Origin of the sequence: Nonomuraea sp. NPDC049269 (assembly GCF_043197155.1) — a bacterium.
GTDB lineage: Bacteria > Actinomycetota > Actinomycetes > Streptosporangiales > Streptosporangiaceae > Nonomuraea.
The window spans coordinates 178,315-194,111 of sequence record NZ_JBICSO010000014.1; the positions used below are offsets into that span (position 1 = coordinate 178,315).

A 15,797-nucleotide genomic window follows, 5' to 3' on the forward strand; every position below is an offset into this window, starting at 1 on the left:
TCGGGACGAGGTCGAAGGGTCAGTCCGTCGATGCCGGTTCGTGGGGTGTCGCGTCGGGGCTGGGACGGCGTGGAGCGCGGAGTCCGAGGGTGCGCCGGCCGGCCTCGGTGAGATGCCTGCGCAGCGTGTCGTCATCGAGGCGGACCAGTGCCGGACCGGCCGCGGCGGCGATGCCCGCCATCACCATGGCGGCGTTGACGCGCCCGGACGGGCCGGGGGTGACGCCGGCGAGCAGGTTCAGCTGGCGGTTGATCAGGTCGCTCGTCTCGGGCTGGGCGCGCAGCATCTCGATCGCGCCGGCGTCGTTGGCGAAGACGGCGACCACGGCTCGATACTCCACCGACAGGTCGACATATCCGGCGAGCAGGTGCTCCGCCCGCGCGTGGGGAGTGCGTTTCGCTTCGGCGGTTTCGATGATGGCCCGCAGCCGGCGCAGCACCGGCTCCACCACCGCGGTGAGCAGCTCCTCCCGGGTGCGGAAGTGGTGGTAGACGGCCGCCTTGGTGATCCCCATCTCGTCGGCGATCATCTGGAGCGACGTGCCCGCGAAGCTGCGCCGAGTGAACAGGCGCACCGCGACGTCGATGAGCCGCTCCCGCGTATGGGGCTCACCGGACGCCTTCTGGACGGCTTTGACGGCCACGACTGCTCCTCACCGCAGCGTCCCCGCCGCGTTCGATCTCCCGAATTCCTCGATCGTAGCTTGCCGATCGGCAAGCAGCCAACTTGCCGATCGACAAGTGACTTGCGTCACAATGGCTGGCCTATCTGCTTGCCGATCGGCTAGGAATGGGCTTGCCGATCGGCTAGGCGACAACCTGCCGTTCCGGCCCGAGATCGACGTGAGGGAGACCATGACCGACACATTGACCGGCACCGCCGGATCCGTTCCCGGCTACCCGATGACCAGGGACGCCGGGTGCCCGTTCCATCCGCCGGCGAACGTACGGCAACTGACCGCCGAAGCGCCCGTCTCCAAGGTGCGGATCTGGGACGGCAGCCTGCCCTGGCTCGTCACGCGCCACGCTGACCAGCGGACACTGCTCACCGATCCGCGGATCAGCATCGACGAGAACCTGCCCGGGTTTCCCCACATGACCCGGGGCCGGGCGGAGGTCGCGAAGGTCACACCGCCACTGATCACCAACACCGACGCGCCCGAGCACACCCGGCTCCGCCGGATGGTCAACGTGCCGTTCACGGTCAAGAAGGTCGAGGCTCTGCGGCCCGCCATTCAGCAGATCACCGACGATCTGATCGACACCATGCTGGCCGGGCCGAAGCCGGCCGATCTCGTCACCGCACTGGGCCTGCCGGTGCCGACGCTGGTGATCAGCGAGCTCATGGGCGTGCCGTACGAGGACAACGAATTCTTCCACCACAACAGCTCTGTCGCGTTGAGCCACGGCTCGTCGGCGCGGCAGGCACAGGAGGCGAGCACCGCGCTGGTCGGCTACCTCGATGGCCTGATCGAGCGGAAGATGACCGCCCCCGCCGACGACATGCTGTCGGAGCTGGCCGCCCGGATCAAGGCCGGCGAGATGACCCGCGCCGAGGCCGCCACCATGGGGGTGGCCGTGCTGATCGCCGGGCACGAGACCAGCGCGAGCATGATCCCCCTCGGCACGCTCGCCCTGCTGCAGCACCCCGACCAGCTCGCGGTGCTGCGTGACACCGATGATCCGAAGGTCGTCGCCGCCGCGGTCGAGGAGCTCCTGCGCTATCTGACGATCGTGCACACCGGGGTGCGCCGGATCGCCCGGGAGGACATCGAGATCGGCGGTCAGGTCATCCGCGCCGGGGACGGGATCATCTTCGACCTGTCCGCCGCGAACTGGGACGCCGAGATGTTCCCCGAGCCCGAACGGCTCGATCTGGGCCGGTCCGCCCGGCTGCACCAGGCGTTCGGCTACGGCCCACACCAGTGCCTCGGCCAGTCACTGGCCCGTGTAGAGCTCCAGGTCGTGTACAGCACGCTCTACCGGCGCGTTCCGACGCTCCGCCTGGCCGCCCCGATCGATGAGATCGAGTTCGCGTTCGAAGGAATCGCCTACAGCCTGCGCTCCCTGCCCGTCACCTGGTGACCAGCCCTCAACAACAGAAGGAAGAAGTCCCATGCGTGTAGAACTTGACGAACCCAAGTGCGTGGCGTCCGGCCAGTGCGTCCTGGCCGCTCCCGAGGTGTTCGACCAGCGAGAGGACGACGGCGTCGCGATCCTGCTGGACGAGATGCCCCCCGCCGAACTCCACGACGGGGTGCGGGAGGCCGCGGCGATCTGCCCGGCGGCGGCCATCCGGCTGATGATGACATGAAAAGGATCCTGGTGGCCGGCGCTTCGGCCGCCGGACTCGCGGCGGCCGAGACCCTGCGCCGGGAGGGCTTCGCGGGCCCGCTCACCCTCATCGGCGACGAACCACACCTTCCCTACGACCGGCCGCCGCTGTCCAAGCAACTCCTGACCGCGCAATGGGAGCCTCGGTCGGTATGCCACCCAAGGCCCTTCGCCCCTGGCGGCAGGCCATCGCGGCCGGCGCCAAGTGGCACGAGGTCGTCGGCGAAGCGACGTTGGCGGCCTGAGCCCGCTTTCTCACAGGAGGAGAGTCACAACAATGGGAGTCACAACAATGAGATCTGTACAGACCAGCGCACCGGGCGCGGTCGAGGTCGTGGAGCTCGAACGTCCCGTTCCCGGGCCCAAGGACGTGCTGCTACGGGTACGTGCCTGCGGCATCTGCGGCACCGACGCGACCTTCATCCATCTGGGCGGCATGCCCCAGGGCCCGGAAGGACAGACGAGGGCGGTGGCGCTGGGGCATGAGCCCGCCGGCGAGATCGTCGAGGTCGGGTCCGAGGTCACCGGCCTGGCGGTCGGCGATCGCGTGGTGGTCAATCCGCAGGCCGCGCCCTCCGGCATCATCGGCTGCGGCGGTGCGCTGGGCGGCATGCGGGACTACCTGCTCATCGAGGACGCGGCCGTCGGCAGGAGCGTGGCGGTCATCCCCGATTCCCTCCCCTTCGACGTCGCCGCGCTCAACGAGCCCATGGCGGTCGCCCGGCACTGTGTCAACCGCTCCGAAGCCCGGCCGCAGGACAAGGTCGTGGTGTTCGGAGCCGGGCCGATCGGGCTCGGCGCCGCGATCTGGCTGAAACTCCGCGGTGTCCAGCACGTGGTCGTGGTCGACGTCATCGCCGAACGCCTGAAGACCGCGCTGGCGGTCGGGGCCGACGCCGTCATCGACTCCTCTCATCAGGACGTGACGGCCCGCCTGCTGGAACTCCATGGCGAGGGCGCCAACGCTCTCGGGGCGACCCGCCCGGACACCGACATCTACATCGACGCGGCCGGTGCCGCCGCCGTCATCAACACCGCGACGGCGTCGGCGAAGTGGGGTGCGAAGCTCGTCATGGTCGCCGTGCAGAAGAAGTCGGAGGCCATCGACCTCGGCGCGATGCTCAGGAGCGAGATGACGCTCATCGCGTCCCAGGGTTACCCCACGGAGATCTTCGAGGTCACGTCGGAAATCGCCGAGCATCAGGAGCGTTTCGCCCGGCTGATCAGTCACCGCGTGCCGTTCGCCGAGGCCGAGCGGGCCTTCCAGCTCGCCCTGACACCGGGCGCGGCGGAGAAGGTGGTCGTGACGTTCGACGATCATCGGTAGCGCTAACCGAGCAGGCTGTCGACGACGTCGCGAAGCGGGCCGATCAGATCGTCGGCGGTCGCGTCGCCCAAGGGCTGCAGGCCCACCGCGGATCGTACGACGGCGATGCCGACACCCAGCGCGACCAGGAGTTCGGCCCTCAGCAGGCGTTCGTCGTCGTCCCGCCCCTCGCTCGAGGCTTCGAGCACGCGCCGGCTGAAGTCCTGCAGCGCCTGCCTGCGCAGGCCGTCCACCCGCTCGTCGCCGGAGACACGCAGCAACAGCAGCACCGGGTGCTCGCCAGGCCAGGCGCCGGCCGACAACTGGTGGCTGAGGGCCTCGGCGAGGGCGGCGCGGTCTCGCGGGAACTCGTCCGCACCCCCCAGGAACCGGGGCGTGCCGGCCAGCGCCGCCTTGAACAGGCCCTCCTTCGAGTCGAAGTACCGCTTGATGAGGGCGAGGTTGACCCCGACGTCCGCGGCGACGTCCCGCAGTGTCGTGCGGTCGTACCCCAGGCGGATGAACCGGTCGCGGGCGGCCTGGAGGAGCGCCTCACGGGTCGCGGCCGCGTCCCGCCGCCGACGACCCCCGACAGGCTGTCCGGACCCGTCGGTCTTTCTCGTCGCCACCGGCGACCTCCCTCAAGACGTCATCGAGCCGGGAACTCCGGCATGTCACCGCAGCATAGCCCTGCGACGGCAGCAAGTAATCACGCGTTGACATGGTTCTGGCAGCTGGCTACGCTGCTGCCAAGTAATCAGCTGATGACTTATCTCAGGAAGGGCAACAGTGGCCAAGCAGGCTCTCCTCGTCATGGACGTCCAACGCGCCGTCGTCGACCGTTACCCCGATCCCGCCTACCTGCCACGCCTGGGCGAGGCGATCGGCGCCGCCCGCGCGGGCGGCGTTCCGGTGATCTATGTGGTCGTCGGGTTCCGCCCCGGGTACCCGGAGATCAGCGCCCGCAACAAGATGTTCGGCAGGCTCGCGCGCGCCACGCCACCGGCCGGTGGCGACGAGGCCACCCAGGTCCATCCGGACGTGGCGCCCGAACCGGGCGACATCCTGGTCACCAAGCGACGCGTCAGCGCCTTCGCCGGCAGTGACCTCGACATGGTGCTGCGGGCCGGTGACATCGATCATCTCGTTCTCACCGGCATCGCCACGAGCGGCGTCGTGCTGTCCACCGTGCGCCAGGCGGCCGACCTGGACTTCGGCCTCACCGTCCTGGCCGACGGCTGTCTGGACGCCGACCCGGAGGTGCATCACGTACTGACGGAGAAGGTGTTTCCCCATCAGGCGGATGTCACCACCGTGGCCGGCTGGGCAGCGGAGCGCTGACGAAAACGTCAGATGCGGTGCGTGGTCCAGAACGACGACAGGTTGACCGTCGTGGCGGCCTGCGCGGCGGCCTTGAAGTCGGCCACGGTGGAGATGCCGTACCAGTGGGAGGCGGCGTAGTCGTGCAGGAGCGTCTGCATGGCCGACGTGCCGATCAGGCGGCGCAGGTCGTGCAGGGCGCACTTGCCGTAGGTGTAGACGACGGTGCCGTACCTGCTGGAGTGGGCGTCCCAGTAGGCCATCGAGTTGCTGATCCGCTCGGCCGATGACGCCCAGGTGACGCTGTTCCAGCAGTTGGTGCCGGCGATGCCCCGGTACAGGTCGGTGGCGTAGTCGGCGAAGGACTCGTCCAGCCATGGGGTGTTGTACTCGTCGTCGCCGACGATGCCGTACCACCACTGGTGGGCCAGCTCGTGGGCGAGCGCGGTGGAGCTGACCAGGTCGAGCACGAACCCCGGGTACTCCATGCCGCCGAACCAGAAGTTGTTGTCCAGGACGATGTCGACCTCGCCGTAGGGGTAGGCGCCGAAGCGGCCGGCGTGGGCGACCAGCGAGCCCGTGGCGGTGGTCATCATCGAGGCGGCGCTGGCCGCGCTGATGCCGCTGACGCGGTAGACGTTCACGGTGACGCCCGTGCTGGTCGTACCGGTGGTCTTGGTGAACGCGCCGGCCCCCCAGGCGAACTCACGGACGTGCGTGGCGGTCGCGGTCGTGATCGTCCGGCCGGAGCTGCCGGGTGTGTCCACGGAGGTGCCGGTCGCGGGCACGAGCAGCGAGCTCGGGTGGTCCAGGGTGACGCGGTAGTCGCTGGCGAGCTGGTAGAAGGACTCGCCGTTGTTGGTGTACGGGTCCAGGTGCCAGCCGGCGCCGTCTCTTACGGCCAGCACGGGCAGGGCGTTGCCGATGAAGTTGTACGCGCCGTCGTGGCCGAACCGGTCGGCGCCGCTGGGTACGACGATGCTCAGGTCGAAGCCGACCGAGCCGTTCTGTCCCTGGGCGAGCGGCGTGGGGAGGGTGATCTTCAGTGCCGTGCAGGAGACGCTCAGCGCGCTCGCCGTGCCACCGCTGACGTTCGTGACCGTGATCGGGGTGGACGGGCAGCTTCCGTGGTAGTTGTCCCACAGGCGCAGATAGACCTCGTTGAGGGGGTCGGCGGACGGGTTCGTGAAGCTGACGCTCTCGTGGCCGGTCCACGTGGTGCCCGAGGAGTTGCTGGTCAGAGTCACGGTGTAGGTGGGCGACCCTGGTGTACGGGTGGCGTCGGCCGCCCGGGCGGCGGTGGGGAGTCCGATGAGCAACGCGGCGATCGCACAGAACGTCAGCGTTTTTCGGATCATGGGTTGGCTCCTTGTGTGACGCTAGGGCCCCCGATCTGCCGACGAAACGTAACTTCCTTCGCCACACCCGTCAATATCTGTGACAGCAAGGGTTACGCGCCGGCATGACCGTAACTGCATGATCCACTAGGGTGCGTTCTCATGCGCATTCTCGCCGCCGCCCTGGTCACTTTTTTATCGCTGACCGGAACAGCCCACGCGGCCCCCGCCCCTTCCCCCTTGACGAAGAACCCGCTCTACAAGACGGGCAAACTCCCCGCCCAGACGTGCGAAGAGCCTGAGGTCAACCAGGATCACGACGCGATCCGCCTGTACGTCGAAGCCATTACCGCATGTCAGGAAAAAGCCTGGTCGACGCAGGTGACAAAAGCTGGATTCCGCTACCAGAAGGCCAAGGTGGTCGTGAAGTACGGCGATCGGATCAAGACCGCCTGCGGCGTCTACCACCCGGATGACGTCTACAGCCTCTACTGCATCCCCAACAAGACCATCTACCTGATGCTCACCGATTACGGCCTGGCCGACGAACTCGACAGCCCGGAAATTCTGGAAAGCCTCTCCATCGGCTACGGCTATCACGCGCAGAACATGGTCGGCATCGTCGACCAGGAAGATCGAGCCGCCAAGAAACTGCCCAAGGCCAAGGCCCTCGCGCTCACCACCAAGGGCTCGCTCCAGAGCATCTGTTTGGCGGGCGCGTTCATCGGCAGTGTCTGGGATTCGCTGGGGCACTCCCGTGCGCACGGCTCCGAGTACTTCATCAACCGGCATGCGGTAGAAGGAAACTACAAGGGGTTCGGCACGGCGAAGAACCGCGTCTACTGGCAGCGACGTGGCTTCGACGCGGCCTCGCCGTCGGCGTGCAACACCTACACCGCTCCCGCCTCCAAGGTCCGCTGACCGAGCGGCCACATCGACGCCCACACTCCGTGAACGGCGGGTGAATTCTGCCGTAAGGTCGCCCTTCCACCGCGCGCACCCGACAATCGCCCTCCCATAATTCCAGTCATGGGGGCCATTTCACGAAATGGGATGCGATGAAGCGGTGGATCGGCGTGGCTCTGGCCGCCGTTCTCGCCGGGGTGGTGGTGGTCGCGATCATCATCGGGAACCAGGGGCCCGGGGTCACCGTGGTGCGGGGGGTCATCGGCTCGGAGAAGCGGCCGTTCTTCGACGATCCGCGGGTCAAGGCGGCCTTCGCCAAGCACGGGTTACAGGTCGAGGTGGACACCGCGGGGTCGCGGCAGATCGTCACCGACGTGGATCTGAGCCGCTACGCCTTCGCCTTCCCCTCCAGCGTCCCGGCGGCGGAGAAGATCAAGCACGATCGTCAAGCCACCACGACTTTCTCGCCGTTCTACTCGCCGATGGCGGTGGCCACCTTCGAGCCGATCGCCGGGCTCCTGGCCAAGGTGGGGGTGCTCACCGATTCCGGCAAGGGCTACCAAACCCTAGATATAAAGAAATATCTAGAGTTAGTAGCAAAAGGCACTCGGTGGGATCAGATTCCCGGAAATACACTTTATAAGGCGCGAAAGCGCGTACTACTTACCACCACCGACATTCGTACGTCGAACAGCGCCGCGATGTACCTGTCGGCGCTCGGCTACGTCGCCAATGGCGAGGACGTGATCAGCTCCGACGCCCAGATCGCCAAGATCGCGCCCATCGTCGCGCCGGTCGTGCTCGACCAGGGCTTCTCCGAGACCACGAGCGAGGCCTCGTTCGACGACTATCTGGCGCTCGGCGCGGGCAAGACGCCGATGCTGGTCGTCTACGAGGCGCAGTATCTGTCACACGTCTTCGCCGCAGACGGGGCGATCAAGCCGGAGATGCGGCTGGTCTATCCCTCGCCGACCGTGCTCAGCAAGCACACCCTGGTCCCGCTGGCCGAGCCGGGGACGCGGGTGGGCCGGCTGCTCACCGAGGACCCCGAACTCCTCGCGCTGGCCGCCGCGCACGGCTTCCGCACGTCGAACCCCCGCGCCTTCGCCGACCAGGTCGCCAAGACCGGGGCGCGGGCGGCCGAGCTGGTGGACGTCGTCGAGCCGCCCACCTACGAGCGCCTGGACAAGCTGATCACCACGGTCGACGCTTCGTCCCGCCCGTAGCCAGACCTTCCGACCTTGAGCAAGGAGATCCCCCACGTGTCCGATCTGGTGCTCACGCCACCCGCGCCGGTCACGCCGGTACCGGTCGAGACCGCGGCCACCATGCTGCCGCTGTCCGGCGAACGCGCCGGCGAGCTGGCCGCCAAGGCCCAGGACTTCGCCGGCGAGCTGGACGGGCTCGACCCGCGCTCGCCGGAGTTCGCCCGCAAGGTGCACGACATCTCCTCGATGGGCGACACCGAGATCAGGTCCGCCTCGCAGGTGGCCAACCGCATGCTCAAGCGGCCGGTCGCGGCGCTGAGCGCGTCGCGGGGCGAGGGCGCCGACGCCCAGGCCAGAGTGGCCGACCGGCTCGTCGCGCTCCGCCGCACCATCGTGGATCTGGACCCCAAGCAGGCCGCGAGCGGGACGCGCAGGTTACTCGGGCTCATCCCGTTCGGTGACCGGCTGCGCGACTACTTCGCCAAGTACCGCTCGGCCCAGCAGCACATCGACGACATCATCCGCGCGCTCAAGTCCGGCCAGGACGAGCTGCTGCGCGACAACGCCGCCATCGAGGGCGAGAAGGCGAACCTGTGGGAGGCGATGACCCGGCTGCAGGAGTACGCGGTCATGGCCAAGGCGATCGACGCCGCCCTGGAGGAGCGCATCGCGCTGGCCGATGAGCAGCGGGCCACGGCGCTGCGCTCCGACGCGCTGTTCGCCGTACGGCAGAAGCACCAGGACCTCCTCACCCAGCTGGCCGTCTCAGCGCAGGGTTACCTGGCACTCGACCTGGTCCGCAAGAACAACCTGGAGCTCAGCAAGGGCGTGGACCGGGCGACCACGACGACGGTCGCCGCGCTGCGGACGGCGGTGACGGTGGCGCAGGCGCTGGCCAACCAGAAGCTGGTGCTCGACCAGATCACCGCGCTGAACGCGACCACGAGCGACCTGATCCTGGCCACCAGTGAGATGCTGCGCACCCAGGCCGGGGAGATCCAGAACCAGGCGGCCTCGACGACCGTCGACCTGGACACGCTGCGCAAGGCGTTCGACAACGTGTACGCGACCATGGACCTGATCGACACGTTCCGGGCCCAGGCCGTGGACAACATGGCGGCCACCGTCGACAGCCTGGGCGCCGAGCTGGCGCACGCCAGGACGTACCTGGAGCGGGCCCAGGAGTCCGCCCAATGAGAAGGACGCTCACGGCCGTCGTGCTGGCGGCGGCCCTGCTGGCCGCCGGCTGCTCGGCGGGAGACGACGACTCCGCCGACGGGCCCGACGTGCTGCGGGTGCTGGCGGGCAGCGAGATCAAGGACCTCGAACCGCTGCTCGGCCGGGCCGCCGACGAGATCGGGGTGCGGGTGCGGCTGACGTACACCGGCACGCTCGACGGCGCCGAGCAGGTCGCGAGCGGCCGCGCCGACAGCCGGTTCGACGCGATCTGGTTCTCCTCCAACCGCTACCTGTCGCTGATCGACGGCGCCCCGGCCAAGCTGTCCACCCAGACCAAGATCATGGCCTCTCCCGTCGTGCTGGGGCTCAAGCCGGCCAAGGCCGAGGAGCTGGGCTGGGATCGGGGGCCGGTCTCGTGGACGGACATCGCGGCGGCGGCCAAGGGCGGGCGGTTCAGCTTCGGCATGACGAACCCGGCCTCCTCCAACTCCGGATTCTCCGCGCTGGTGGGGGTGGCGGCCGCGCTGTCCGACGCGGACGGGGCGCTCAGCGCCGAGCAGGTCAGCACGGTGACGCCCAAACTGAAGGACTTCTTCTCGGCGCAGCGGCTGACGGCCGGCTCGTCGGGCTGGCTGGCCGACGCCTACGCCCGCGACCCCCGCGTCGACGGCATGGTGAACTACGAGTCGGTCCTGCTCGGCCTGCGCGACCCGCTCACCCTCGTCTATCCCGGTGACGGCGTGGTCAGCGCGGACTATCCGCTCACGCTGCTCGCCTCCGCCCCCGAGGAGAAGAAGGGGCTGTACGGCAAGCTGGCCGCCTGGCTGCGTACGCCGGCCGTGCAGAAGGAGATCATGACGGGCACGCACCGGCGGCCGATCGTGCCCGGCGTCGCGCTGGATCCGCGGTTCGGCTCGGCGCAGCTCATCGAGCTGCCGTTCCCGAACCAGCGCCGCACCGCGGACGAGCTGATCGCCACCTACCTCGACCAGGTGCGCGTACCGGCGGAGGCGCTGTTCGTGCTGGACACCTCCGGCTCGATGGACGGCGACCGCATCCAGGCGCTGCGGCAGGCGCTGATCGCGCTGACCGGCGCGGACACCTCCGCCTCCGGAACGTTCTCCCGCTTCCGCAACCGGGAGACGGTGACGATGATCCCGTTCAACGGCCAGGCGGGCACGCCGGTGCCGTTCACCGTCCCCGAACGCGACCCGGCGCCGGTGCTGGCGCAGATCAAGCGGTTCGCCGAAGGGCTGGACGCGTCCGGCGGCACCGCGATCTACGACAGCCTCACGGCCGCCTACGACCGGCCCGCCCTGCCCGGCCACTACTCCTCGATCGTGCTGATGACCGACGGCGAGAACACCGACGGCTCCGGTTACGACGACTTCGCGACGCGCTACCGGCTGCTGCCCGAGGCCCGGCGGCACACGCCGACGTTCGTGGTGCTGTTCGGGGAGAGCGACGTCGAGGAGATGCGCAAGATCGCGACGCTGACCGGCGGGGCCGTGTTCGACGCGCGGTCCAGCTCGCTGAGCAGCGCCTTCAAGGAGATCCGTGGGTATCAGTGACCGGGTGCTGCGGTACCTGGGCTCGACCAGGAACATCGTCGGCTCCGTGCTGGCGCTGCTCGGCCTCGCCGCGCACTTCCTGGGGCTGGCGGGGGCGTTCTGGCCGGTGGTCGTGGCGGCGTTGTACGGGGTGGGCGCCCTGCTCGCGCCGCCGGACCGGGTGCGGCTGATGATCTCACACGCGGAGGTGGAGACGGCGAGTCTGCGGGCCGACCTGGACGCGCTGCTGGGCCGCGTCGACCGTCGTTTCCCCGGCGACGTGCACACGGCCGTGGCCGCGCTGGCCGAGGTCATCAGGGGTGTGCTGGGGCGGGCCGAGCAGCTGGCCTCCTCACCGGACCAGCTGCACGTCGTGTCGCAGACGATCCGCAGCTACCTGCCCGCCAGCCTGGAGGCGTACGCGAACCTGCCCCGGGGGTACGCGCTGACCAGGAGGGCGGACCGCGAGCGGAGCGCGCACGAGGAGCTGCTGGCCCAGCTCGCCCTCCTCGACGCGCAGCTACGCAAGGTCGCCGACGCCATTCACCGCGGGGACGAGCAGGCGCTGCGTGACCAGGGCCGCTTCCTGCGGGACAGGTTCGGCGGCTCGGACCTGGACCTGGACTAGCGTCAGCCCGGACCAGCGTCAGGCGGTGTGGCGGTAGACGGCGGGCGCCGCCTGCGGGAAGAGCCCGTCGAACACCGCGGCCCGGTCGAAGGCCATCGCGCGGGCGCGGGCGCGGAGCTCCAGGTCCTGCCGCTCGGCGGCGGACATGTCCAGGACCACCCGGTCCACGGCCGCGGCCAGGCCGGTGATGTCCTCGGGCTCGACGATGACGGCGGTGTCGCCGACCGCCTCAAGGGTCCCGCCCGTGTCGGTGGTGATGATCGGTCCACCACCCGCCAGCATCTTCTCGGCCAGGGCGATGCCGAACGTCTCGACGAAGTCGGGCTCGGGCTTGGTGGGCAGGGCGTAGGCCGCGCAGCCGCGCATGAGCAGCGACTTCTCGTGGTCGTCGACATCGGTGAGGAAGACCACCCGGTCGTCCTCCTTGGCCATCGCCCGCACCTCCTCCAGCGCGGGCCCGGTGCCGGCGACCACCAGCTTCACCCGCGACCGGCAGCGCATCCGGTCGAAGGCCATCACCAGGTCGTGGATCCCCTTGGCCCGCGTCACCCGGGACAGGAACAGGATGTACCCGTCACGCTCCAGACCGCGCCGCGCGAGTGCGGCGTCCACACGCGCCGGATCCCGGTCGAGAAAGGCGGCGGAGTCGATCGGCGGGTAGCTGACGGTCACCCGGCGCCGGCACTCTTCGGCGAATTTGGTGCCGCAGTAGGCGTCCACCTGCTCGGCCGAGGCGACGATCTCCTCACGGGTGTACTCGGAGACCGCGACGACCTCGTCGTTGGCCAGGAACGTGGTGAACAGCACGGTCGCCGCGCCGAACCGGCCGTCCCGCAGGCACGACCGGATCACGTTGGTCACGTCGGAGCCGACCGCTTTCGCCACCGTGTGCACGTCGGGCGCGAATCCGGCCGCGCGCGCCGCCGCGACCGCGTCGATGACCACCGCGGTGTGCGGAACGAGGTACATGGACAGGCAGGTCGTGGGCACCGGTTCGGCGAGCAGCTCGACGAGGCGGCCGGTGAGTCCGGCCAGGTGACGCCCGTCCGGCACCCGGTAGTCCCCCACCGCCTCCGGCCGCTCCACGGTGATCCCGGCGCTGTACGGCAGCAGCCGGTCCAGCGGCTTGAGCGGCAGCCCGGCCGCCCGCAGTGCCGGAATGGGCCAGGTCAGCAGCCGTACCTCGTCGAACCCGCGGGTCAGCGCCACTTCGGCGAGGTTACGGGCCTCGCCGGAGTGACCACAGATGACCGGGTCGGCCCGGACCACGATGACGAGACGGCGACGGGGGTGGATCATCGTGCTTCCTATCTGACCGGATCTGACAGGGACGGCGGGCGGATCCCCCGCCCCCACGCCGACGGCTCCGGGCCCAGCCGCAGGTGCAGCAGGCCGCCGCGGTGCACGGTGGCGGCGCTCAGGTGCGTGGCGTGCAGGGGCTCGCCGTTGAGGGTCGCGGACTGGACGTACTGCGCCGGTGGGTCACGATCGATGCCGTCGACGCCGATCGGCGTCTCGCGGTGCCCACTGGTCTCGATGACGAACTCGTTGCCGCCGGCCCGGAGCACGGCCCGGGGGAAGGCGGGCGCGTTGACCAGGAACAGGTTCTGGCCGGCGATCGGGAACAGCCCCAGCGACGCCCAGACGTACCACGAGCTCAGTCCGCCGGAGTCGTCGTTACCCGGCAGCCCGCCGGGTCCGGTGCCGAACTGCCAGGTCAGCGCCGCGTGCACCACCTGGGCGGTGCGGTCGGGACGGCCCGCGTAGTGGTAGGCCCACGGCGTCTCCATGTCGGGCTCGTTGTTCAACCCCTCGAACCGGTTCAGGGCGTATCCGGCCCTGATCTCCGCCGCCCGCGGGCGCCGGCCGGGCTGCGTCACCGGTGCGGCCCCGAAACCGAAGAACCTGTCCAGCTTGTCGATGAAGGCCCCGTCGCCGCCGGCCAGGGCGATCCTCGCGGCCATGTCGTGCAGCAGCCGGAAGGAGTAATTCCACTTGCCGCCCTCGTAGAACTCCGAGTCGCGCAGCAGCCCCGTGCCCGGGTCGAAGGCGTTGGACCACTGGCGGCCGCGCTCCTCCAGATCGTCGGCCAGGCCCCGGTCGTTCAGCGCCCGGGCGACCTGGGCCGTGCAGTGGTGGGCGTAGGCGAGGTCGAGGGTGTGCGTGATCGGGTGCACCACTCCGTGCTCGAAGAAGTCCTCGCCGTACAGACGATGCAGGTCGCCGACCATGTGCACGAGCGCCCAGTTCCAGTCCAGGCCGGTCCGGCCGAGAGCGTGGGCGTCCGCCAGCGCGGTGTGGACGAGCGCGCTGGCCTGGCGGAAGAACCGGTCGGCGCCGCGAGCCATCCGGTAGCCGATGGGGAAATTGCCCTCTTCCTCGCAGACCCGGATCAGCGACTCCAGCAGGTCCGCGGCCCGGTCCGGGGCGATGGCCGCGAGCAGCGGCAGCTGTGTCTTGTAGATGTCCCACATGGTGCACACGTCGAACGCGAACGGTCCGGGGGTCGGCCAGAACGGGCTTTCGTCGTCGGCGAAGCAGGGCTTGATCAGCGCATGGTAGAGCGCCGTCGCAAGCACGGTGCGGCGGGCCGGCGTGCCACCCTCGACCTGGACGTGGTCAAGGTGCTCGCGCCAGCGGGCCCGGGTCCGGGAACGTACCGCGTCGAACGCCGGCTGGGCGTGCCCGCACTCGCGCTCCAGGTTCTGGCGCGCCTGGTCGCACCCGCGCAGTGAGAACCCGAGCCGCACCTCGATGGTCTGCCCCGATGCGGCCGGGCCCATGAAGAGCAGGCCGAAGGGCCGCAGCGTGGTGTGCCGGATGCTGTCGAAGTCCAGGCGGGTGCCGCCGTCGATGAGCCGCCGGTCGTACCAGAGCATCTGCCGCCAGCCCGGGCTGTCGACCTCCACGTACACCGACAGCGGGACGCCCTCCATCACCACCGTGCCCTGGGCCCGGCCGTGGCCCATGCTCTCCACCTGTGCCCGCAACGGCACGGTGCGGCCGAGCTCGATGGCCAGTCCCCCGCAGGACAGGTCGACCACCACACGGGCGCTGCTGTGCTGCGGGAACGTGTAGCGATGCACCGCGGCCTTGGGGCCCACGGTGAGCTCACAGCGGACCCCGGTGTCCAGGGTGGCCGCGTAGTAGCCCGCCTCCGCCACCTCGTCGTGCAGCGGCCACGCCTCCCCCAGCATGTCCAGCGGCTGCACCATCGGGGTGACGCGCACGTAGTTGTAGTACTTGCGGATCGCGCCCGTACCGGATTGCTGGAAATGGGTGAACCCGGACGCCTGCAGCCGCTCGAACATCTCCTCGGGCACGCCCTCGGTGTTCTTCGTGTAGCGCCCGTAGCCGGTGGGGTAGGCGCCGGAGTAGGCGCAGGCCGACACCATGCCCAGTGGTGACGTGGCACCCGGGTGGGTGTTGCCGACCTGCGGTTTCGGCCACCACCAAGTGGCGGCCAGACCGCGTGCCCTGGGCAGGTCGGTCGCCGCTGTGCCGATGAATGGGTCAACGTTGTCGAGGATGGCGGGACTCTACCCAGCACGCGCCCACCTTGGGTTTCGAGGAGGTGAACGGCTTGGTTCAACGGCATTAAGCCGCCGGGTATTGATCGTTTTCGCCTAGAGTGGGGCTCGTGTGGTACGCGCTCATCCTCGTGGCGGCACTCGTCGCCGTCCTGGCCGCGGCGGTCGTCGTCGCCCGGCGCCGGTTCGTCGTCGTCCAGGTGAGCGGTATGAGCATGTGGCCGACGTACCGTCCGGGTGATCGGGTGCTGGTCCGCCGCGCTGCCGCGCGCGAGGTGGGGCGCGGCGAAGTGGTGGTGTTCGAGCCGGCGGGACGCACCGGGTGGAGCACGGGTCCGCTGCCCGCTCCCCAGGCCGCGGCCTGGGTCATCAAGCGGGTGGCCGCGCTGGCGGGCGACCCGGTGCCGGCCGAGGTGGCGGCGGCCGCGCGGGCGGAGCCGGGTGCGGCCGTTCCCGAGGGCGCGCTCGTCGTCGTGGGAGACGGCACGTCGAGCGCCGAT

The 15,797-nt window shown here is 69.6% G+C and carries 14 protein-coding genes and 2 pseudogenes; 11 read left to right on the forward strand and 5 right to left on the reverse strand.

Translation table 11 applies throughout. The features are described from left to right. Positions 1-19: 19 nt before the first annotated feature. The gene (locus ACGFNP_RS56650; RefSeq protein ID WP_393332853.1) at positions 20-643 is read right to left on the reverse strand and encodes a TetR/AcrR family transcriptional regulator; all 624 of its coding nucleotides are present in this window, start codon (positions 641-643) and stop codon (positions 20-22) included. A gap of 211 nt (positions 644-854) precedes the next feature. Here ACGFNP_RS56650 and ACGFNP_RS56655 point away from each other — a divergent pair, with 211 nt between their 5' ends. From ACGFNP_RS56655 to ACGFNP_RS56670, 4 genes and pseudogenes are all read left to right on the forward strand, one after another. Beyond that, complete coding sequence (locus tag ACGFNP_RS56655) at positions 855-2,084, forward strand: cytochrome P450 (protein ID WP_393332856.1); 1,230 nt, start codon at positions 855-857, stop codon at positions 2,082-2,084. A gap of 31 nt (positions 2,085-2,115) precedes the next feature. Next, positions 2,116-2,313 (forward strand): ferredoxin, encoded by a 198-nt coding sequence (locus ACGFNP_RS56660; protein ID WP_393332859.1) that lies wholly within the window; start codon positions 2,116-2,118, stop codon positions 2,311-2,313. Continuing rightward, positions 2,310-2,471 (forward strand): annotated as a pseudogene (locus tag ACGFNP_RS56665) (FAD-dependent oxidoreductase); the annotation flags it as partial. The gene ACGFNP_RS56660 and the pseudogene ACGFNP_RS56665, both read left to right, overlap by 4 nt. A gap of 154 nt (positions 2,472-2,625) precedes the next feature. Further along, positions 2,626-3,660 (forward strand): zinc-binding dehydrogenase, encoded by a 1,035-nt coding sequence (locus tag ACGFNP_RS56670; RefSeq protein WP_393332862.1) that lies wholly within the window; start codon positions 2,626-2,628, stop codon positions 3,658-3,660. Between the two features lie 2 nt (positions 3,661-3,662). Here ACGFNP_RS56670 and ACGFNP_RS56675 read toward each other — a convergent pair whose 3' ends face one another. Further along, positions 3,663-4,268 carry a TetR family transcriptional regulator gene (locus ACGFNP_RS56675; RefSeq protein ID WP_358332769.1) on the reverse strand — a complete coding sequence of 202 codons (606 nt, stop codon included), beginning with the start codon at positions 4,266-4,268 and terminating at the stop codon, positions 3,663-3,665. A gap of 160 nt (positions 4,269-4,428) precedes the next feature. Here ACGFNP_RS56675 and ACGFNP_RS56680 point away from each other — a divergent pair, with 160 nt between their 5' ends. Then, positions 4,429-4,980 carry an isochorismatase family cysteine hydrolase gene (locus ACGFNP_RS56680; protein WP_358332771.1) on the forward strand — a complete coding sequence of 184 codons (552 nt, stop codon included), beginning with the start codon at positions 4,429-4,431 and terminating at the stop codon, positions 4,978-4,980. 8 nt (positions 4,981-4,988) lie between these two features. Here the strand turns inward: ACGFNP_RS56680 and ACGFNP_RS56685 are convergent, their stop codons facing one another. Then, complete coding sequence (locus ACGFNP_RS56685; RefSeq protein ID WP_393332866.1) at positions 4,989-6,317, reverse strand: M1 family metallopeptidase; 1,329 nt, start codon at positions 6,315-6,317, stop codon at positions 4,989-4,991. 141 nt (positions 6,318-6,458) lie between these two features. Between ACGFNP_RS56685 and ACGFNP_RS56690 the strand changes: the two genes are divergently transcribed. The 5 genes from ACGFNP_RS56690 (at position 6,459) to ACGFNP_RS56710 (ending at position 11,767) form a co-directional block, all read left to right on the forward strand. Next, on the forward strand, positions 6,459-7,217 hold the full coding sequence (locus tag ACGFNP_RS56690) for a neutral zinc metallopeptidase (protein WP_393332869.1): 759 nt from the start codon (positions 6,459-6,461) through the stop codon (positions 7,215-7,217). Positions 7,218-7,354: 137 nt separating this feature from the next. After that, positions 7,355-8,428, forward strand: a complete 1,074-nt coding sequence (locus ACGFNP_RS56695; RefSeq protein ID WP_393332872.1) for a hypothetical protein — start codon at positions 7,355-7,357, stop codon at positions 8,426-8,428. A gap of 36 nt (positions 8,429-8,464) precedes the next feature. Next, a complete protein-coding gene (locus ACGFNP_RS56700) occupies positions 8,465-9,607 on the forward strand; it encodes a toxic anion resistance protein (RefSeq protein ID WP_393332875.1) in 1,143 nt (380 codons plus the stop codon). Further along, positions 9,604-11,160, forward strand: coding sequence for a VWA domain-containing protein (locus tag ACGFNP_RS56705; RefSeq protein WP_393332877.1), 1,557 nt, complete (start codon positions 9,604-9,606; stop codon positions 11,158-11,160). Before ACGFNP_RS56700 ends, ACGFNP_RS56705 begins: the two co-directional genes overlap by 4 nt. After that, positions 11,147-11,767: a hypothetical protein gene (locus ACGFNP_RS56710; protein ID WP_393332880.1), complete on the forward strand. Its 621-nt coding sequence runs from the start codon at positions 11,147-11,149 to the stop codon at positions 11,765-11,767. Before ACGFNP_RS56705 ends, ACGFNP_RS56710 begins: the two co-directional genes overlap by 14 nt. Before the next feature lie 18 nt (positions 11,768-11,785). Here the strand turns inward: ACGFNP_RS56710 and ACGFNP_RS56715 are convergent, their stop codons facing one another. Beyond that, positions 11,786-13,066, reverse strand: a complete 1,281-nt coding sequence (locus ACGFNP_RS56715; RefSeq protein WP_358332789.1) for a glycosyltransferase — start codon at positions 13,064-13,066, stop codon at positions 11,786-11,788. A gap of 8 nt (positions 13,067-13,074) precedes the next feature. Further along, complete coding sequence (locus ACGFNP_RS56720; protein WP_358332920.1) at positions 13,075-15,297, reverse strand: glycoside hydrolase domain-containing protein; 2,223 nt, start codon at positions 15,295-15,297, stop codon at positions 13,075-13,077. A 131-nt stretch (positions 15,298-15,428) separates the two neighbouring features. Between ACGFNP_RS56720 and ACGFNP_RS56725 the strand changes: the two are divergent. Then, positions 15,429-15,788: pseudogene (locus tag ACGFNP_RS56725) on the forward strand (S24/S26 family peptidase); the annotation flags it as partial. Positions 15,789-15,797 lie beyond the last annotated feature (9 nt).